The sequence below is a fragment of the Pseudomonas sp. HK3 genome (assembly GCF_052920985.1).
Window position 1 is genome coordinate 716,169 of the sequence record NZ_JBREXD010000003.1, and the last position, 22,134, is coordinate 738,302.

A 22,134-nucleotide genomic window follows, 5' to 3' on the forward strand; every position below is an offset into this window, starting at 1 on the left:
GGTTAACTCCTAGCGTAGTGTTGGATCAATTTGATCAGGATTAATACCAAAGCGTTTTATAGCTTGTGCAACCATAGCCTGCTTGATCTTACCTTCATCCGCTAAAGACGTTAGCGCAGCTACACAAATATAGTGCCTATCGACTTCAAAGAAGCGGCGTAATTTACTGCGCGTATCACTGCGGCCGTAGCCATCTGTTCCTAATACTCGATATGTTTTAGCACCAACAAATTCACGTATTTGATCTGCGTAAATTTTCATGTAATCGGTGGCAGCGACAATTGGCCCTTCGGTTTGGCTAAAACGTTGTTCAACAAAACTTATTTTTTTTAGTCTCGCTAGGGTGCAGCATATTCCAACGTTGAGTACTCAGGCCTTCTTTTCTGAGTTCGTTAAAACTGGTAACACTCCAAATATCAGCGCTTATATTAAAATCATTTAGTAATATTTTTTCAGCTTCAATCACTTCGCGTAAAATTGCACCCGAGCCTAATAATTGAACATGCAGATCTGATTTTTTTTCAGCTGTTTTAAATTGATACAGACCACGAATAATGTCTTCTTCGACATTCGCAGGCATGGCTGGTTGTGCGTAGTTTTCGTTCATTGCGGTAATATAATAAAAGACATTATGTTGTTGCTCTAACATACGTTTGAGCCCATCTTGAATAATGACCGCCATCTCATACCCAAATGTAGGATCGTAACAAATGCAGTTGGGAATCGTGCTGGCTAAAATATGACTATGGCCATCTTGGTGTTGTAAGCCTTCACCATTTAATGTGGTACGCCCAGATGTTGCACCAATTAAAAACCCGCGAGCTTGCGCATCTCCTGCCGCCCATGACAAATCACCCACACGTTGAAAGCCAAACATAGAATAAAACGTATAAAACGGAATAAGTGTGCAGTTATTCGTGCTATAGGAAGTCGCCGCGGCCAACCATGCTGAAAAAGCACCCGCTTCGTTAATGCCTTCTTCTAACATTTTTCCTTTTTTATCTTCGCGGTAATACATCACTTGGGCTGAATCAACCGGATTGTATTTTTGACCTTGCGAAGAATAAATACCCAATTGACGAAACATGCCTTCCATACCAAATGTACGGGCCTCATCGGGTACAATCGGCACGACTCGCTCACCAATATCTTTGTTCTTCGTCATCAAGCCTAATAAGCGAACAAACACCATAGTAGTTGAGATTTCACGATTATCAGAACCTTTTAAAATGGGATCAAACAGCGACAATGGCGGTACCTTCAGCGTTTCACCGACGGCACGCCGCTGAGGTAAAAAGCCTCCTAGCTCTTCACGTCGCTCTGTCATGTATTTAATTTCAGGGCTATCGGGTGATGGCCGATAAAAAGATACTTTTTCTATTTGCTCGTCATTGAGTGGGATGTCAAAACGGTCTCTAAAGGATCTTAATGCCTCGACATCTAATTTTTTAACACTGTGAGTCGCGTTTTGTGCTTCCCCTGCGCTGCCAATTCCATAACCTTTAACGGTATGTGCAAGGATAACTGTTGGTTGTCCTTTATGTGCAGCCGCCGCCGCGTATGCTGCGTATACTTTATACGGATCATGGCCACCTCGGTTTAATCGATAAATATCATCATCTGATAAATCTTCAACCAAGCTTAATAGCTCAGGGCTTGTACCAAAAAAGTGTTCACGGGTGTAAGCACCACCTTTTACTTTATAGTTTTGTACCTCACCATCGACCACTTCGTTCATGCGTTTTTGTAGCAAGCCTTTTGTGTCTCTTGCCAAAATAGGGTCCCAATGTCGACCCCACACAACTTTAATTACATTCCAACCTGCACCTCGAAACTGCCCTTCTAAATCTTGAATGATTTTACCATTACCACGCACAGGGCCATCTAATCGTTGTAAATTACAATTGACGACAAACAACAAATTATCCAACTGCTCTCTGCCCGCAAGTGATATAGCGCCTAATGTTTCTGGTTCATCGGTTTCACCATCGCCAATAAACGCCCAAACTTTTCTATTTTTTCTTTCAACTAACTCACGCTTATCAAGATAGTTCATGATGTGCGCTTGATAAATAGCTTGAATCGGCCCTAGCCCCATAGATACAGTAGGGAATTGCCAATAATTAGGCATCAGCCATGGGTGCGGATAAGACGATAAACCCTTGCCATCGACTTCTTGACGAAAATTTTCTAACTGGGTTTCATCTAAACGACCTTCTAAATATGAGCGCGCATAAATACCAGGGGAGATATGACCTTGGTAATAAATAAGGTCTCCCAATGGGTTATCTAGTTTCGTCTCATTTGGAGCCCTGAAAAAATAATTAAAACCCACGTCATACAATGTGGCACTGGATGAAAAACTTGAAATATGACCACCTAAGTCGCCCTCTTTAGCATTCGCTCGCATCACCATAACCAGTGCATTCCAACGAATCAGTGAGCGAATGCGACGCTCCATAAATAAGTTACCCGGCATGGATTTTTCTTCATTAACTGGAATAGTATTACGAAATGCAGTGACATACGCATAAGGCAGAGGCGAAGCATTGTTACTTGCACGTGCGGCTAGCTGCTCAATAATACTGCGCGCACGCTCTGGACCTTGATATTGAATAATATTGCTTATGGCCTCTAGCCACTCTTGATCTTCTAAAAATTCTTGGTCTTCTGCTACAACTGATGTACTCATAATGAAATCCTAAATAATAACGGCATAACACAACACATGAAAATCGTGCCGATAAAGAATTAGCCACGGGCTAATATGAACGGTGCTTAACTTATATTGATGACGCTAGTACGCTGTATTAGCCAAGTTCACCACGTTGTTTTAACTGCTCCTTTATTCGCAGTAAACGATTGTATTTAGACACCCGACCTGATGGGCATAATGAGTCCATTTTAATGTGATCTTCACAGGTCGCGACCGCTAAATCACTAACTGCCGTCAATACACCTTTGCCAAAATAACGATCCATGTCGTTATCTCTAAGCTCTAATGTTTCACGAGAACCAGTAGACGCATCAGAAGGCGAACATGCCGAACCAAAAAAACCTCTCGTTAAATACACATCCGCCTGAACAGTGGGGTTTCCTCGACTGTCGAGTATTTCTCGCGCGCTAATATTAATTATTTTTGACATTATATTTATAACCCTACTATTTTTATTTTAATACTGAGATGTTAAAAATTTAACTTTACTGGGCTTCCTTAAAATTAGGTGATGTACTTTTTTCAACTAGGTTTTTCAACCACACCAATGTGTTAATTCTAAGCGAATAAATAGGCGCTTTAATCAATGCTTCACCACCAAGAGCAATAGCAAATACCCACTGCACCGGTATTTGATAGATCAATCCTGATATCGCCGTTAGTGGTAAAACAATTAACCAAATCACGACCATATCCACATATAACGTAAATTTAACGTCTCCGCCGCTTCGCAAAATAGACACACACGTAACAACATTAAATAGGCGCAACCAAAGGGTCACAGAGATTACAAAAAACATATCAACGGCTATGTTCAACACATCCCCATCCACACCTCTGTATATGTAAAATACTAAGTCACTTAAACTTAACAAAACCAACCCATAAACAATGCAACTAAACGTTATTAAGCTTGTTAACATGAAGGCTTCTCGCTTTGCATCGGAAAATTCATTTGCCCCAAGACGACCAGAAATAATAATGGAAGCGGCACTGGTAAAGCCGATAAAAATATCAATACTGATCCCTTCAATTGGTCCTAATAATGTAATCGCGGCTAATGCTTCTGTTCCCATTAATGCGTAAACCACCGTGAAAGAAAACACTCCTAATCCCCAGATAAATTCATTTAACAATAGCGGCAAGCTTTGCTTAACAAAGCGCTGAATTTCTTCTATTTGAAAGCTATTAATAAATTCTTTGAAATTAATTCGAATAGCCGAACGCCCTACATACACGCATGTAATCAATAAACCACATTCAATGCACTTCGCTATTGATGTGGCATAGGCTGCGCCTTCGACACCTAGTGCAGGGGCTGAAAAATGACCAAAGATAAGCACATAGTTCATAAAGGTGTTAACAATCACAGCAACAAACCCCACCATCATGGGTAATAATGTTTGGCTATTTGCTCGCAATACCGCAGAAAAAATTGACACAATCGCCATAAGTAAATGAAACGGCGCGGTAATACTCAAAAATTGAGCGCCGATACGAATCACATTTTCGTCATTGCTAAATAACGACATAATATTGTCAGGAAAAAAAACAGCGCCAATAGAGATAGGAATGACTAATACGAGCGAGAACGCTAAACCCAGTGACAACGTGCGCTTAACCCCTTCCATATCTCCTTTTCCAATATATTGCGCCGCTAAAATACTAGAGCCTGTGGCAAGACCAGAGATCATCAAAATCACCACAAAAAATAATTTATTAGCCAAGCCCACTGCCGCCACTTCAGCGCTGCCTAATGAGCTCACCATAAGCACATCAATTAATGATAACGAAGACGCTAAAATTAATTGGAGCGAAATAGGAATCGCGAGTGCCAGTAGGTTTTTGTAAAAGCTACGGGGCGTATTTGATACAGCGTGGCGGAGACTTAGATACATCGTTATTCCCTGTAATCGATTACACTAATTGTTATTTTTTAATGCTTGAAACATGCAAAGGCTTAAGCCATAAGCATTCATAAGGCGCAAATTCGATACCATCATTAAAATTAATCACCGCGTGTTCACGGGACTTACTCAATACGTGCGTAAAAGCACCACACAAATTATTAAGTGCCAAAACAGACTCATTAATCTGTACTTGATAGGCGCTAAAATTAGCCAGTATCAAAACAGTGTCTGTACCGCTGCCCCGTTGAAACGCCAATATTGAACGATCATTGAGATTGATGGTGGTTAATTGAGATCCAGAAAAAAGCACTTCGCTTTTTCTCGCTTCGATCATCGCTTTAAGGCCATAAAAAATACGCGATGTTGGCGTGTCGAGCTGACTAATACTATGTGCGTCTTTTACCCAATCTTTTTTTGTTCGGTTTACCCAACGGCTGTCTTTGCACTTAGCGATGTCATTAATAAAGGTATAATCATTTAATGCGCCCACTTCATCACCTAGATAAATGAGTGGTAAACCCCCTACTGACAAAGCCAAACTGTGCAGCAGCAAAATTCGCTGAATCGACAAATCAATATCGAGTGATTTATTGTTATTGATACCTTGCTCAAGACCGGATAATGATGCAGTGGTGCCAGAGATACGAGCAAGCTGAGTATCATTATCACGCATGAAAGGTAAACCTTTTGCAAAGCTTTCTTCGTGCTCACCACTGTAAAACTGATCTAAAAATCGACGAGTGGTCAACGCATCTGCGCCAGTGAATTGAATATCTAAGTCACAAAAAACCCAAGGTATATCATCGTGACTACGAATATAATTGATCCAAGTACATCCTTCTGGCAAGGCATGCCAGCGCTGTAAACTAGTCGCTAATAAGTCGACATTGCCGCACGCTAACGCATGCCACAGCGTTGAAGATAATAACGGTCGATAAGACAACGTTGCTGAATCCACACTGACATAATCAATGACCTCTTGAGGTTTGACGATGGCTTCTGATTTGAATTCTAGCCCTGATGTGACCAGTTTGGTTAAAATTTTAAACAAACGAACCAAGGTTTGTATTTGCGGTAAACTTTTACAATTGGTGCCTTTTTCTTTCCAAACTAGCGACACAGCATCTAAACGTAAAACATCCACACCTACATTTGCCAAATACAACACGTTATCTAACATACCTTTAAGTACATTCGGATTATGGTAATTTAAATCCCATTGATTAACGTTAAATGTCGTCCAAACCCAGCGATTAACTTTTGAATTGTAAATAATGTTTTCCCCTTTATCAGGAAACGTCGCTTCGACATGCTGGATAATGTCATTTACTTCGCTTTCATCATCAAAAAATAAATAAAAGTCTTCGAACTCTTTGATGCCAAGTTGAGCCTTTCTTGCCCAGTCATGATCATCTGCTGTGTGATTGAGTACAAAATCAAGTACTACATTTATTCCTTTCTCGTGGCATGCATCAATGAAATAGCCCATTTCCTCCATGGTGCCTAAGTCTTCACGAATCGATTTATAATCTGAAATGGCAAAGCCACCATCACTATTACCCATTGGTACTTTAAAGGGCGGTAATATATAAAGATACGTAATGCCCAGCGAACTCAGATAATCAATTTTTGACATCATCCCACTAATATTGCCCGCAAACAGATCGATATAACAACTTGCACCGATCATCTTATGGCTATTGTAAAAATCATGAATAGCGTGTTTTTCTGCGTCTCTTTCTATCAAATTTTTAGGCCGTGATAACCAGTATTGTGATGCCATCATGATGGTTTCATAAAATACATTAAAGGCTTCATCTCGGTCTGAGTATAGCGCTAGATAATCAAACGCTATTTGCTCAATATTATCCGTTACTGTTTGCTTAAATTTATTTAAATCTCTTTGCGTGGTCTGTATGTTTTCACAACTAATATCGACATCTAACTTTGATAAAGCACGATCGATAAATGAAAATACTTGGTTATCTGGCTTTACACTCAATCGCTCTTGAGTCACATCCGCTGTATTCATTTTATCTCCTTTTTATTAAGCATCTAGGCTCGAAAGTTGATGGGGATTTTCTGTGGCTGATTCATGTATTGCTTGGTCAAAGGCTTTTGACATTCGCTCGATACCTTGCTCTAACTGATGAGCAGTGATATTTAACGGGGGTGCAATTCTAAAGAGATGATCAAAGGTCATCACTTTAACCCCTTGAGCCAAGCAACATTGATGTAACTTCATAGAAAATGCTTTCGTATCTTCTGGTGTGCCTTTGTTAAGTTGCAATGTCGCCATTAAACCAGACACTCTAAAATCAGCTATCGTATTAAAGCGAGACGCTAATTCTGATATTTTTTGCCGTAATAACGGCTCCATCCCCAAAGCATTCGCAGCCAGTTTTTCATCATTGTAAATTTTAATCGTGATGTGCATTGCCGCAATCGATAATGGGTTTCCTCCAAAGGTTGTTGATGCACCGCCTCTTTCACCAAATGGAGTTGCATTCATAATTTCTTTTTTTCCCGCTAAGCACATGGCCGGAAAACCGCCGCCCAGTCCTTTAGCAAAGGCTATCAAATCAGGTTCAATTGCATATCGTTGAAATGCAAAGTCATATCCTGTACGACCAAAACCCACACAAATTTCATCAATGAATTTTAAAATTGAATATGTGTCACACAGCCCACTAAATGCCTGCCAAAACCATTGGGAGCCTTGAAGGTTACCTCCCGCACCTAATATTGGCTCAAATATGACCGCACCAATGGATGAATCATTTGCAAAACACACTTCAATTTCATCAAGACACCGTTGTTCATATGCCGGTTTTTGCTCATCACTCAACCCAAATTTATCTGGGAAAGGTAATTGCTTAATATCCGCAGGCGTCTCACCGGGAAACTGACAGTGCCATAGTTGTCGAGCTGCTAATGTTTTACCATGATAAGCTTGTGAAAATGAGACGATGCTTTTTTTTGATTCCGGCAAAAACGATTTTAAAGCACGCAATCCCGCCTCGATTGTTTCACTGCCACCAGTGTAAAATTGAAAAGTATTGATATCCACCGGCGTAAGTGCATCAAGTTGACGCAGTAGTGTCAAACGTAGCGGTGTTGAATAATCATGTACATTCCATAATTCAGCTAAACGGGCTTGCATGAATTTCACGGCCACTGGATGCGCATGACCAATTGAATTAGTAAAGGTACCTGCACAAAAATCAATATAATCATTGTCATTTTTATCATATAAATACACCCCATTTCCGTAACTAAACTGATAAGGCGCACTGGCATACCCAGGCGTAATACCACTTGCCATTAGATTAAGCTCTGCGTCACTTGTCAGGGTTCGCTGCTGATTAGACATGAGTGATTGACTCCTTTTTGGCGTAGTCGTAACTGCCTGTTCTATAGTGGCCAATATCAAGCGCTTTAGAACCCACAAGATTCTTATCAATATAGCGAGTGCAATACGAGTAGCGATCTTGCTGTGATTGATTAACTGGCACGGCGTGAAACGTTAACCCATCAACTACAACTAAATCACCTGCTTTAGGATAAAGTACAATCTCACCGTTAAGTGCATCATGGCTACCACCTAAACCCAACTTACCTGACAAGTGGCTTTTAGGTACAAGCCTTAGCCCTCCCATCGCTTCGTTCGAGGTTTGCGGGTAAAATAAAAAATTATAAAATTTACCCGCCCCCACTTTATAAGAAATATCTTGATGCCACGGTATACTATGGCTTAATGCACATTTATTATGCTGAATTAAACTCATGTGAAAGTACGCGTCCGGCATCATACGCTGAGCAATATAATTAAGGTCTACTGAAAACTTATCTAAAGTAGCGTTAACAAGATGCGGATTATCAAATGTATGATTAACAGCACCATGAGACGCATAAAACTCAGGTGTGTTGTAAGCTTGTGACTCTTGTAATACCACGTATTTAATTGCATCAAATAACGCGAGTGTCGTTGCTTGATTTTTATAATTGTGGATCACTAAATACCCTTCATTGCGAAGAAATTTCAACTTATCATCCGTAAAGTCCATTATGATATCCTTATCTTATTTATCGTAAGTAATTCACACCTTAATTCTTCTTTGACGCTTGAACGTATGATTTAGCGTATTACGTTTTTTCGTTTATTATTTATGCGTTTCATTTGTGATACACGCTCATCACAATCAAAAAAATCTTCAACTGTATGACTCAGCTTGCGCCGCCAGTTTGGGTACTGATCTGTCGTACCTGGTAAGTTAATAGGATTTAATATGGCTAAAAAATCGTCCGGTTGAAAAACCGTAATATTCGCCTGCGAGGACGCTAAATATTCATGCGCTAACGCCACCACACTCTTACTATTTAAATCAGATATACTTGTTTCTTTTTCATTTAATCGCGTCGTTTTATTATTGATCGCCCGAACAAACGCCTGCTGAAAAGACGCTCTATTTTTACTCAAGCGTTGATAGTCCGATTCACTTGGGAACAGCTTTAAACGCTTAAGAATATCTAAGTCAACGGATTGCCAATAACCCGCCATTGTAGGCAAATCATGAGTTGAAAGCGTCGCTAATGCTCGCTTTTCATAGTTTTGAGGGGACTTCAAATCTTGTTCATTATTTTCACGCTCAAATAAGAAAACTTTATACGAATAAATATCCGCATCGTTCATGGCCTTAGATATCTCTTGTGGCACCATGCCCAAATCTTCACCGATCACCATGCATTGTTGCCTTTGACTCTCCAGCGCGAGTATCCCCATTAATTCTCGAAGTGGATAATGAATATAAGTACCATTACTTGCATCTTGACCTGCGGGCATACACCAAATGCGAAACAAGCCCATAATATGGTCAATACGTAAGGCACCGGCATGGGCCATATTGGCTCGTATCATTTGCGTGAATGGCTCATAACCTCTCGCTTTCAGTGCACGAGGATTCATCACAGGTAACTGCCAATTCTGACCATGCAGCGCTAATTCATCCGGTGGCGCCCCCACGCTCACATCACAGTTGTAAACATCACCGTACATCCACGTTTCCGCACCATGATTATCAACACCCACAGCCAAATCACGATACAAACCTAACGACATACCACCGCCTGTGGCCGCCGCTTGTGTCGCCGCTAATTGTTCGTCCGCTACCCATTGCATAAATTGATAAAAGCGTACCTCTTCATGATACTCAATCAAAAATTTCTGGACCGCTTGGCTTTGATAATTTTGATATTCAGCTGGCCATTGCTGCCAGCTATTGATGGCATTATTTTTTTGATAAAAATAATGATATAACGCTTGGAATAAACAAATTAAATGATGCGACTCGCTACTATTTTTAACATAAGCATTAAACTGAGCTATTCGTTTCTGGTCTGCATGCGTAACAAATTCTTTATAGGCGACTTTAGCGGCCAAGAAAATCAATTGACTGTATTGTTGGTAATCGACTAAATCGACTGCCCGTAATTCGTGAATGAGCGTTTCATTCTCAGCATAAAACGTGGTCATAGCCTTTTCGGCTTCAGGCAGTTTTTGCCAATCAATGTACTTAGGGTCTAATAAAAGGCGGCTACTTGGGCTGTACGGGCTACAGATTCGCCCATCATCATTATATAAAAGATGTAACGGGTTCAGCCCAAGTACATTCGCACCTAACGCTGCGCCTTTCTCGGCAAACATTTGCAAGTCTGTTAAATTACCCAAGCCCCAGTTTGACTCCGAGCGCACAGTATAAAGCTGCACCGCAAAGCCCCATATTTTATTTGTGTAAAAATCATCTGGCGTGTAGCACTTTTTAGGCGCGTAAATAACTCGACAAGCGTAAGCTTGGTTATGCCATTGCACATTAATTTGATGATAACCAAATGGCAATTCACTGGGCAAATGGATGCCGCCGCTAGTAAAGGTCAATGGTATCTTTTTTTCATTTTCTAACGTTAATACAACCTGACTTAAATCCGGATGCTCTATATTCGGCGTCACTAATAATATATCGCCTTCAATTATCACATAACAGTCTTCAAATAAGGTTTGTGGCTCGTTATTATCCGTAGGATCAAGCAAGTCAACCAATGCGTGTAGCTTGTTTATTTGAATCTCTTCTATTTCATCGTTCTTATTTAGATAGCTTCTAGCTAGACCCATTTTTTTTATTTTTTCGTCTATATTCATAACTTACCACTACAATGATTCTATTATTTTTTTTCTAATCTGATTATATTCATCATCACTCACTAGATTTTCTTCTCGTAAGACCTGTAATCTTTTAAGTCGATCTTTTATGCTCAAGTTATTTTCTTCTTTAGGTTGATCATGACCTGACACATCAAACACATTTGGTTTGGTTAATTCACCTGTGTAAACCTCATTTATTTTTGATGGCACAACAGCACCCAGCACAGAAAAATAGCGATTAGTATCGCTATCTAATAATAAGTTATTAAGCCATTTCCTTTGATAACCATGGCTATCTAAGACATCAACAATAGGTGACGCATCAACTCTTGCACCCAATTTTAGTCCTAGGCTGTCTGTGTTTTTACCCGGTTGTGTTAATAAAATAAAATTAGGCGCTGCAATATTCATTTGAAAACGCGTTTCAATATCGGCAGCACTAATGAGTACACTATAAGCCCAGTCTGTTGATAGTGTGCTTATAAAGGCATTTGGAATGGTTACGATGACCTTATTTTTCTTAATTTTAATCTTTGTTGCGAATAAATAATGCTCTTTTATAGACGTTGCCACATCTTTTTCTATCTTGGCACTGACGTCACTATCGAGGGTTTGATCGGAATTAGATAATGTTTCTATCTTCGTTTTAACAAGATAGTCATGGTGCATTGATTGCGCAGCATAAGGGCGCGGCGTCACTATAATGGCCTTTTCCCAAGCAAATTCATTTGCTAACAATGCTTGGCGGCCTGGCAATGTTTGTACAAAACCACTATTTGGCTTACGGTCTGTATCTATGTAAACATCAATATTAAGAGTATAAAAATCGTTTTTTACAATTTCATTTAATGCCGTACCACCAAATCGAGATAATTTATCTTTGGGGGATGATAAAGGTTTACGAAATTCAAATATAAGCTGATGATTATCCGCTTGTTTTTTTACTTCAAATTTTATTAAGTCTAATTCGCCCTCAACAATACTATTATTGGCAGGGTATAAGATATCTCCCGCGCCATTATCATCGTTCGACTCATCAAGTACCGAAAAATCGGCATAACTACTTACAGACAGAAAAAGAAGGGATATGAGCGTTATTTTTTTGGGTTTTAACATATTTATTTGCCATAAATTGAGAGTTACTGCGGTTATCTTCTCACATTTAAATCAATTAGAGTGCCCAACATACCATGAGCACTCTAATTTTTTCGCAAAATCGCTCAGTATTTAGAATTGTGTTTTAACAAATACTTTCATTCGATATTGTGAATAATCAAAGTCTTCATTAGGGCTATCGATATTGCCATTCCAACCACTGCCTGCAACCAGTGCATCAATTGCGGCTGCATTGGTGACCTCTGTTACACTACCGTCTGCATTACCTTGGTAAAACTCAGGATCAAAAGTACCGTGTATAAACTCAACTTTTGCCCCCATTTCTACACCGGAGATAATATAGTCAGCTTGCAAGCCAAAGATATTTTTACTGTGTTGACCCGTTTGGTATTCAACCCAACCACCGCCTTGCTCCCAACCGTCAAACACAGTGGGAACGTTGTCGATGGTGCCATCCATTAAGTCAACTTGATAAACATCGTAATAGGCTTTCACGTACAAGTCTTGATGTAACTGAGCGCCAATGGTCATACCAAAAGAAGTATAATCCGCTTCACGATCGTCATGTTTGTGGTGGCTAATAATGGTTGAGGCATTGCTATAAGCATCCGCCAACGAACTGTTCGACTTTACTCGCTTATCTTCATCGCCCACAAATTTCACAAAACCAGAAAGGTCTATGCCGCCCAATACATCCAATTGATGCTCAGCACGCAAGGCCACAATCGTTGTTGACTTATCTTGGTAAGGCGATAACACAGAGCGATAATCACCACCTACACCCCAACCAGAAACACCATCAAGCCCAGGCATTGCACAATCCGCTTTCACATCACCGCCACAGGCCTGTTCATTATCATTATAATCAAGCAAGGTTAGCTCTAATGATAAGTCCACATCTGCTATGGTATAGCGAGGAATAACCGTTAAACCTTTCCAACCGATAACACTGTAAGCTTGCGATTCATCGAAGTCAGTGAATTCGTTATCCGCATTAACCGCAACAACTTGTTGTTGTGTTCCACGCCAACCGCCATAACCAACATTCGCCGTACCCGCTGCCTTGCTATTATAGTTCGGCCTCGACCAGCCCCATGCACCGTCATAACCTTCTGTCAGCAATACATCGGCTTCACGACGAGATGCCATCATTGAGAAATAGTCTTTACCGATATCAAAGTACTGAGCCGAGATGGCTAACTCATCAACACCAAAGTCGCTTAGTTCAACATTTAATAGTAAGGCGGTATCGTTCACGCTTTTACTTGGTGTAGGTGTCCAACGTGGCTCTGTTACATTTTCATCAATATCAAATGTTGAGTTGTATACTGCAATGTTTGTACTTAGATAATCCAGTCCATCCCAAGCCAGTTTTAATCCTGTCACTGAATTAGCAAAACGCGTTTCTAATCTTCGACCATTGGTTGCATCTGTATCATTGGTATCAAGCTCTTGGTCTTGAACATATTCATGAATCAAGGTTACATTTAAGTCGTCTGATATATGGCTTTTTAACTGCAAACCATAAGCTGCATCTTGGGCTTGTAAGTCGCCAGTATTAAATTGAGGGCCTGCCCACAAACTAGGCAAAGAAATACGCGCAAAATCATAGCGCAACGCACTATTAAATAATGCACCTTGCGCTAAAATACCGGACCCATTGTCGCGGTCAATGTAACGCATTTTACCGATGGTCATGGCGTCGAACACACCCCAATCATTTGAACCAATCGTGACAGAATCAATCCACTCGTACCCAGGGGTTATACGAGTATAAATACCTCGCAGTTTCACGTATTGCGCTTCTTTGGGATTACTTTCACCAGTACACGTAACTTGACCACCGCCAGCAGGTGCTTGGCAATCACCGCCAAAGCCACCAAAGTTAGACCAGTAATTTGAGTCAAAGCGAGATTTTAAGCGCCCACCAACCTCCACTTTTTCAGATACCTTTGCTTCAAACATCAATTCGAATTCAGTGCCCTGACCAATGTCACCGCTACCGAATTCTGAATTATTATATAAACCAGTTTGAGAATTTTGGTTACCATCTAAAAATTTGTTATAGACAGAACCATACCAACGTATATCACCTGCCACTGCCATTTGGGAAGCAAGTCCCAACAGCACAGCGGACGCCAGTACCTTTTTTTTAAATTCCATAATAAAGACCTTTTGCAATTTAATTTTCTTATTTTTATGTCTAATTATTCTGCTTAAAGCTAGATTAAATACACAATGCAATCGTTTACATTTTTAAGCAACAAAAGGCTGCAACATTGGCAGCTTTTGTCCCCTATGAATTTAATATTAATTCCTTAACATGCTTAATTCAGATAGTTTTACAACGTCACCATCTTCTGAGCATTCAAATTTCAACATTTCGATTTGCGCTGCGATTTCAGACTTATCGCCTTTACCACTACCCGCAAGTACATCTAAAACATGGGGATCGCAGTCTGTATCCGCTTGACCACCAAAGCGATGCTGACCTTCGTATTCATTAACCTTACGAGTTAATAAATCAGTTTTAGCCGGGAAACCTTCGTTTGATTGAACAACCACTTGATAGCCCCATTTCGCTGGATCCCCTTCACCTAGGTCTACAAGATTCACCTTACCCGTAATTTTATTGCCTTTGCCTTTAGTACGGCTAGGTACAACAATGTCGTTTAATATATCCGCGGCCTTCACTTGCGCTTCAGAGATAACACGTGATTGTTTTTGTGGTGACAGAATCACAACTTTGTCCCATTCGTGGCCTGGGGCAAATGTCACATTTGTGCCGGGCACACCTGCGGTATGTCCGCCTGCTTTCGTATCAATATAGACAAAAATCATCTGGATAGAAAAACCGCTCCCCATTCCCCATCCATCTTCCAATGTGGTATTAAATTCAGTTGTGAATGTGGCTTTTTTTGAATCACTTTTTATTTTCAATTTTTTTAAATCAAAGGACCCGGGTTTATAAATGCCATCCGTTGGATATACCACATGGCCTGCACCAATGTCATCTCCCTTAGGATCATTAAATTCAATGGAGCCAGCAGCAGCTGTTACACTTAAAGCAAGCGTACTCACAGCGGTTAAGGCTTTAAGCATTGTTTTTATTTTAATTTTCATATTGCAATTCCCATCGTGCGTTTATAGTTACATGTTATTCAAATGGTGTAATAAGTTAAATTAGATTTACCCTTTTACACCTCCTGAAGTCAGTCCTGATATTAAGTATTTTTGTAAGTACAAAAATAGAAAAACAACGGGGGCCGATACGATAACAGAGCCCGCAGCAAAATAACCCCACATGGAAGAATGCTCCCCGACAAAAAATTTCAACCCTACTGGCGCAGTGTACAGTTGCTCTTCACTCATGAAAATTGAGGCTAAGATAAATTCATTCCAACCAGCCATAAATGAAAACAATGCAGTTACTGCAATAGCAGGCTTGGCTAAAGGCACAATAATCTTCCAAAAGATAACCGCTTGTGATGCACCATCCATAATAGCGGACTCTTCAATTTCTTTTGGGATCGTATCGAAATAGCCTTTTAGCATCCAAACACAAAAAGGAATAGCCGTAACAGAGTAAACCAATACCAAACCAATATAAGAGTTCTCTAAATTCAACCACCCTACAATAATCACATACAATGGAATCAGCATTAGTGTGCCTGGAAACATCTGTGACACTAAAAATGTCATCATCCCAACACCACGACCAGGAAAGCGAAAGCGCGAGAACGCATAAGCAGATGTACTGGCCAAAAACACACCAAACACCGTTGTTGCTCCCGCGACAACCGCACTATTAAACAACCAACGGCCAAATTGCTGTTCGGTTAGTACATCTACAAAATTTTGAATAGAGAAGTTTTCAGGCCATGGGATAATAGCGCGAATTCGATCCCAGCTACTCGGATCAGCCGGCAGTTCTGTAATAGATAAAGACTGACTACCAGAAAATGCCAAAGAGAGCACCCAAAAAATAGGATACAACGACAATATAGTCATGCTAATAACAAACACGTATCTCATGATGAGCAGTATGTTTTCTGTTTCAAATAATTTATTCATAATCACTCTCCGTTACGAATTCGCATCCGTCACTTTGCTCACCTTATTTTGAAACACACCGTAAACCAGTAAGATCATGAAAATCACCACTGAATAAGCCGCTGCGTAAGCATATTGCATTTTTTCAAAACCAATTTTATAAGCCTGTGTAATCAATATTTCATTTGCACCGGCAGGCTCACCTGCTGAAACCAAATAGATCACGTTAAACATATTAAATGTCCACACTACCGATAGGATGACGGCTGGAATAAGTGTCGGCTTTAACGACGGCAAGGTTATGTATTTAAATTGCTGCCAACGATTAGCGCCATCAATTTTAGCCGCTTCGTACATATCAGTAGAGATTGACTGCAATCCGCCCAAAATAACCACCATCATAAAAGGAAAACCTAACCACACATTGGTGGTTAAACCGGTTAAAAATGATGTAAAAACACTGCCAAACCAATCAATAGGTTCAAATCCAAAAATTTGAATTACCTGATTAATCACACCAAATTGTTGATGAAACATGCCCTTCCAGACAAGCGCGGTAATATAATTAGGAATGGCCCAAGGTAAAATAAGCGCAACCCTGAAAAACCAACGGAACTTTATACGCGAATCATTCAATGCCAGAGCTAATAACAAGCCCAAACCCACTGCAAACACCACGTTTGATACGGTCCAACAAATGGTTATGAATAGCGTCCAATAAAAGTTTTCATAGTTAATAATTGTTTGACCATCTAATTCTTTAAATAAATTAAAATCGCCTAAAATAGCCAAATAATTATCAAAACCCACAAAGCGCTCAGAGAACGAAAGGCTTTCGTTAAACATCGTGGTATCTGTAAAAGACAGTATAAAACCATAGCTAAACGGAAAAAACACCAATACCAACATACCCAACATGGCTGGCAATACGTACATATACGCCTGACGACTCTCTCTAAATGCATCACGGGTTTTGGCTGCGGAACCGGATACAAAAAAGATTAATAATAATGAAGAAAGTAAAATATAAACAAAGAGCTTAGCCATGAGCGCCTGCGTGTTCGATGCCATCCATTGTAAATAAAACGGCTGCGAGACCTCATCTAATCGCTGCATATCAAGACCGTAGCGATTAATCCATAACATATCCGTATTAGCCAATACCAGCTCAATACTCTTTAATAATTCGGTAATATTATTGATAGCGTCAGATTGTTCAATTTGAAAATTGTGAACTAACCTAACGCACAAAAGCACAGCCATACATAAGAATAGAAACAGGTAAACACTCGTATTTAGTGTGTTTTTACTAACAGATATGTATTTAAAATTCACATTACTCAATGTCTTTTTATTAAAAAAAACTAAGCAGGCTAATGCGAGAACCAGCAATATAAACCAATAAATCACATAGTAAGGTGACATCGCTTCAGATTCTGCCAGAACATCAACCTGCAACACTCCCTTAAATCGATCATTAACCACATATGGATAAACGACTCTCAAAATACTGTTTGATGCTGTATCAAGCCATTCATAGCTAACAAGTGGATTTAAAAATTGACCGCCTTTAGTTTTTCCATATGCCGATTTTATTTTTTTAGCTTCATCAAAAAATGACTTTTGATCTTTAGGTAATGAAAACGGAAAACTCTGGTGCTTATCTTCATCTTGCGTTGAGGCTATCACCTTAGCGCCGCGTAATTTTAATACCTTAATATTTGCAATACGCTCGTTTGATGCTTTCAAATCTAATGCGGCACCTTGCAGTGAAGCTGAATCACTGGCCGCCATTTTATGCGCCGTAAAACCAGATAATATTACGGCTTTATCCACTTCACTTTGATGATATAAACGAGAGAAGCTGTCGTTCAAACCATGCAAGAAAGCAAAGTAAGCGATTGTGAATATCACAATAAAACTAAAAATACGGTTATTAACCACTTGAGTATTCATATCTATCACATCCCCTAGTGGCTTTTAGACAAGGCCATAATATCTTTACTGATACTATTTTGGGCCTCTAACAATGCCGCCTTAGGAGAAGCAGTACCTTTAACTATTTTGTTCATTGCCGTCGTAGCTGGTGACCACATCAGGGTCATTTGAGCATAATTAGGCATAGGCACAGCTGTTTTCATTTGTTCTTTAAAGGCCATTGCCACTGCATTTTGTTGCATTACTTCATGTTCCCACACCTTAATATTAGAAGGTAGCTGCTGACCTTTCTCGCCCATAACCAGTGCGGTTTCATACGATGTTAAATATTTAATAAAATCATAGGACTGCTCTTTGTCTTTTGAGCTTTTAGATATGTATAGCCCTTCAACAGACATCCAAGGCGCCATGGCTTTGCCCAATTGATTGATGATCGGCATGGGCGCAATGGCATAATCAATATCAGGTGAAATCTCACCCAACATCCATGGGCCTGAAAATACGATGGCGGCTTTACCATCATTAAACAACGATGTAATTAAAGACGATGATGGCTCAGCTGGTAAGATTTCATGCTGCTCAAACCACTTAAGCATAAACTCAACCGATGCAATGTTTTCTTTGGAAACCATCGTAGAAACAAGGCCACCTTCTTGAAACACCTTGCCGCCAAATGCATTCAATATGGCCGAATGAAAAAAGAAATTTGAATACTCATAAGCCAAACCAAATCGGCCTATTTTTTTATCTGTAATTTTTTCCGCAAGCGCCGTTAATTCATCTGTTGTTTTAGGGGCATTCTTAACTAATTTTTTATTGTAGATCATAGCTGGCATTTTAAAATTAAACGGTAACCCATAAAGCGTATCGTTATACGTCATGGTACTGATCAATGAATCAGGGAAGCGTTCAAGCTCTTCATCTTCCGCATAAAAATCTATCGATTCTAGTGTATTGCCAGCTTCAATCCATCCCCCTAAACGATCTTGGGCAAAAATAAAGACATCCGGCCCTTTCCCACGAGGAATAGCTGCGCTGATTTTATCTGCATATGCATCATAAGGAACGGCTAGAGGCTTAAAGTATATTTTTTTATCTTCGATTTTTTTATTGTAACGCTTCACCACATTTTCAAACGCACTTTTTTCTTCACCACGATACGCGTGCCATACCAGCATACGCTTCATTTCTGACTGAGCGTGCACAAGGTTTATTGGCAATAAGCTAACCAACGTTAATAAGCCTGTTACGAGAATTCCAAACTGTTTTTTCATTTTAATAATCGCCTCTATTATTTTTATTTTTTGTCAATGACCAATTATGTATTGTTAGTTAATGATGCGCTCTTCAGTCTGCGCATCAAAAAGATGAATGGCGTTTATATCTAGTTCTAATTTAATGTTATCGCCCATTTTTGGAATATCATGGGCAGGAAGTTTGGCAACAAGTTTTTCTTTCCCCTCATTCATTAAGACATGAATCAATACTTCATGACCCAGTGTCTCTACGATTTCTATGACACCTTTGCAGTAAATACCACTACTATCACCATGATTTGCACCCGTAATATGCTCAGGTCGGATACCCAGTATTAATTTCTTGTCTTCAAAACCTCGTAAAGAATCCTGCCAAACAGCCGGAATATCCATTGAGAAAACACCATTTTTAATCTGATTGCCTTCCACCCTAACATTTAATAAATTCATAGGCGGTGTGCCTAAAAAACCAGCAACAAAGACATTTTTTGGTTTTTCATACAGGTCTAATGGCGCTCCTACCTGCATAATTTCACCTTTATTCATCACTGCGATTCGATCACCCAAGGTCATTGCTTCTACTTGGTCATGGGTAACGTATACCGCGGTGGTATTTAAGCGCTTTTGTAAATGAGCAATCTCTGCTCTCATTTGCACACGTAGCTCAGCATCTAAATTTGATAGTGGTTCATCAAATAAAAACACCGATGGTTTTCTAACCAATGCTCGACCTAATGCCACTCGTTGGCGCTGGCCACCTGACAACGCTTTGGGTTTGCGATCTAAGAGATCGGTTAAACCTAGCACCTCTGCCGCTTCACTCACTAATTCATCAATTTTGGCGGCGTCTAATTTTCGGATTCTCAAACCAAATGAAATGTTTTCACGTACGGTCATATGTGGATATAACGCATAGCTTTGGAACACCATAGCCACATCACGATCTTTAGGTTCGACCTTATTAACCACCTTATCTTTAATTCGAAGCTCGCCATGGGTTATTTCTTCTAGACCTGCAATCATGCGTAGCGTTGTTGATTTACCGCAACCAGAAGGCCCCACGAGAACCATTAACTCATGCGCTTTGATCTCGAAGTTTAGTTCTTTTATAATCGATGTATCGCCATACTTCTTTGCTATATTTTCAAAAATAATATTGGCCATTGGGTTCTCAACTATTTTTAGGCTTTGCAATATAAAATTGCACAGACATATTTTTTATTTTTAGATCAGATTCAAAATCAGCGTTTTGACCTGCGTTAAGTGTGTCTAGATTAAACTTATACCATGATTTATTTTTCACAGAATCTGGAAGATCAAGCGACAATACGGCCTCTTTTTCGCTTCGATTAACAACCACAATAATGTGATCATCTTTTTCTTTATGATTACGCATGAATGCCATCTGATCACCTTTGGCGTACAGTAGCGTATACGCACCTTCGTGCATCGCAGGGTGCTGGCGTCTTAATTTTATAAGGGCTTGGTAATATGATCTAAGAGCTTCGTCACGGGTTATGCCAGAACCAGGCTTAACATCGTGCTCTCCCCAAGGCATATCCATTCGATTATGAGGCCATGCTTTGCCTTCACGCCCCACTTCTTCGCCATAATAAATCACGGGCATTCCTAAACTGCTCATTTGCATGGCAACGCAAATTTTAAATTTATCTTTATCACTACCAAGATCTGCCAGAGCCATATTGACATCATGTGTCGATAAATAGTGAGCCATAAAATAACCATCACGAACGTCATGACGATTCTGTAAATACTTAGAAAATGCAATCGCACGACCGCGGCCGTTAACAAAGGCTTGGCATGAACCTGTGAACGAAAAATCAAACCCTGAGTCCGTTTCATCTTCTTTGAACCATTCATCCATTTGCGTGTGTGTTGCACCCCAAACTTCAGACAACAAGAAAAAATCATCACCCAACTCTTTACGAGTACGTGCACGATGTTCTTTCCAAAATAGGTGGTCTATGTGTTTGAACGTGTCTAGGCGAAAACCATCTATGCCAGATCGTTTCGCCAGCGCGATGGAATGTTCAATCAAATAGTCTTGTACAGGCGGAAGCTCGGTTTTCAGATCAGGCAGTCCACCCACTTGACAGGTGATGACATCAACGTCACATGACGTGTTTCGAGTGCGGAGCCATTTTTTGCGTTCACTGTCGCCATAGAAATGCTGCGCAGAATAACCAGTATGGTTATAGACCACATCTAACAGCACTTTCATATTACGTTGATGTGCGGCATTAACCAGTGCTTTTAAATCGGCCTCTGTACCAAATTGCGGTTCTATTTGATAGAAGTCGTCAATCCAATAGCCATGAAAACCCCAGTGTTGAAAACCATCTTTGGTCTTACCACTTGGGTCAGCGGCATACAAACCAAAATCAATTTGTTTATTAATCGGTGTTAACCAAATGACATTAGCACCTAAGCTGGCAATCTCATCTATTTGTGCGGTGAGTCCTTTTAAATCACCGCCATGATAACCACCAGGATTTGAACGCTCTACCCTTGCATTATTAGTTGCATCACCATCAGCAAAGCGATCTAGCATCACAAAATAAATAATCGCATCATTCCAACTTTCCATTGGCTTAAGCACAATTGGGGAACTAACGTTTTCAGCTGGCTCAAAATTGACACAACCACTGACCAATGCAGTAACCGCTATCGTTATTAATACCGAACAAACCATTGAATTCAGTTTAAAATTAAAATTCTGGCCAAGGTGTCCTTTACTTCTGCACATATGATTGTGTCCATTATTATTTTTATTTTAAAACGCTTGATGACTCACCATTCTTTTGATGGCTAGTTTACCTTACTCAATAAATGCAATCGATTACATAAAATAAATATTACGTGCTATGAATCAAAATTGCGAGTACTAAGTCTCTCTTTTTAATCAATTAAGGCATAAAAAGTTCT

At 39.9% G+C, this 22,134-nt stretch carries 14 protein-coding genes and 1 pseudogene; all 15 read right to left on the bottom strand.

What is annotated here, in order from left to right:
- Nucleotides 1-9: 9 nt before the first annotated feature.
- A pseudogene (aceE, locus tag ACU6U9_RS18795) lies at nt 10-2,692 on the bottom strand (pyruvate dehydrogenase (acetyl-transferring), homodimeric type).
- A gap of 118 nt (nt 2,693-2,810) precedes the next feature.
- A complete protein-coding gene (locus ACU6U9_RS18800; RefSeq protein WP_446736519.1) occupies nt 2,811-3,146 on the bottom strand; it encodes a hypothetical protein in 336 nt (111 codons plus the stop codon).
- Nucleotides 3,147-3,201: 55 nt separating this feature from the next.
- Nucleotides 3,202-4,614: an MATE family efflux transporter gene (locus ACU6U9_RS18805; RefSeq protein WP_446736520.1), complete on the bottom strand. Its 1,413-nt coding sequence runs from the start codon at nt 4,612-4,614 to the stop codon at nt 3,202-3,204.
- Nucleotides 4,615-4,645: 31 nt separating this feature from the next.
- A complete protein-coding gene (locus ACU6U9_RS18810; protein ID WP_446736521.1) occupies nt 4,646-6,658 on the bottom strand; it encodes an alpha-amylase family glycosyl hydrolase in 2,013 nt (670 codons plus the stop codon).
- A 15-nt stretch (nt 6,659-6,673) separates the two neighbouring features.
- Complete coding sequence (locus ACU6U9_RS18815; RefSeq protein WP_446736522.1) at nt 6,674-7,999, bottom strand: class-III pyridoxal-phosphate-dependent aminotransferase; 1,326 nt, start codon at nt 7,997-7,999, stop codon at nt 6,674-6,676.
- The gene (locus ACU6U9_RS18820; protein ID WP_446736523.1) at nt 7,992-8,693 is read right to left on the bottom strand and encodes a phytanoyl-CoA dioxygenase family protein; all 702 of its coding nucleotides are present in this window, start codon (nt 8,691-8,693) and stop codon (nt 7,992-7,994) included. The genes ACU6U9_RS18815 and ACU6U9_RS18820 overlap by 8 nt, the downstream gene beginning before the upstream one ends.
- 71 nt (nt 8,694-8,764) lie before the next feature.
- Nucleotides 8,765-10,822 carry a 4-alpha-glucanotransferase gene (gene malQ / locus ACU6U9_RS18825; protein ID WP_446736524.1) on the bottom strand — a complete coding sequence of 686 codons (2,058 nt, stop codon included), beginning with the start codon at nt 10,820-10,822 and terminating at the stop codon, nt 8,765-8,767.
- 9 nt (nt 10,823-10,831) lie between these two features.
- Nucleotides 10,832-11,941 carry a glucodextranase DOMON-like domain-containing protein gene (locus ACU6U9_RS18830; RefSeq protein WP_446736525.1) on the bottom strand — a complete coding sequence of 370 codons (1,110 nt, stop codon included), beginning with the start codon at nt 11,939-11,941 and terminating at the stop codon, nt 10,832-10,834.
- Between the two features lie 111 nt (nt 11,942-12,052).
- Nucleotides 12,053-14,104, bottom strand: a complete 2,052-nt coding sequence (locus ACU6U9_RS18835) for a hypothetical protein (protein WP_446736526.1) — start codon at nt 14,102-14,104, stop codon at nt 12,053-12,055.
- A gap of 147 nt (nt 14,105-14,251) precedes the next feature.
- The gene (locus ACU6U9_RS18840; RefSeq protein ID WP_446736527.1) at nt 14,252-15,064 is read right to left on the bottom strand and encodes a glucodextranase DOMON-like domain-containing protein; all 813 of its coding nucleotides are present in this window, start codon (nt 15,062-15,064) and stop codon (nt 14,252-14,254) included.
- 66 nt (nt 15,065-15,130) lie between these two features.
- The gene (locus ACU6U9_RS18845; RefSeq protein ID WP_446736528.1) at nt 15,131-16,015 is read right to left on the bottom strand and encodes a sugar ABC transporter permease; all 885 of its coding nucleotides are present in this window, start codon (nt 16,013-16,015) and stop codon (nt 15,131-15,133) included.
- 12 nt (nt 16,016-16,027) lie between these two features.
- A complete protein-coding gene (locus ACU6U9_RS18850) occupies nt 16,028-17,950 on the bottom strand; it encodes a carbohydrate ABC transporter permease (protein WP_446736529.1) in 1,923 nt (640 codons plus the stop codon).
- Nucleotides 17,951-17,964: 14 nt separating this feature from the next.
- Nucleotides 17,965-19,206, bottom strand: a complete 1,242-nt coding sequence (locus ACU6U9_RS18855; protein ID WP_446736530.1) for a sugar ABC transporter substrate-binding protein — start codon at nt 19,204-19,206, stop codon at nt 17,965-17,967.
- A 54-nt stretch (nt 19,207-19,260) separates the two neighbouring features.
- The gene (locus ACU6U9_RS18860) at nt 19,261-20,352 is read right to left on the bottom strand and encodes an ABC transporter ATP-binding protein (RefSeq protein ID WP_446736531.1); all 1,092 of its coding nucleotides are present in this window, start codon (nt 20,350-20,352) and stop codon (nt 19,261-19,263) included.
- Nucleotides 20,353-20,359: 7 nt separating this feature from the next.
- Complete coding sequence (locus ACU6U9_RS18865) at nt 20,360-21,955, bottom strand: alpha-amylase family glycosyl hydrolase (RefSeq protein WP_446736532.1); 1,596 nt, start codon at nt 21,953-21,955, stop codon at nt 20,360-20,362.
- Between the last annotated feature and the right edge of the window lie 179 nt (nt 21,956-22,134).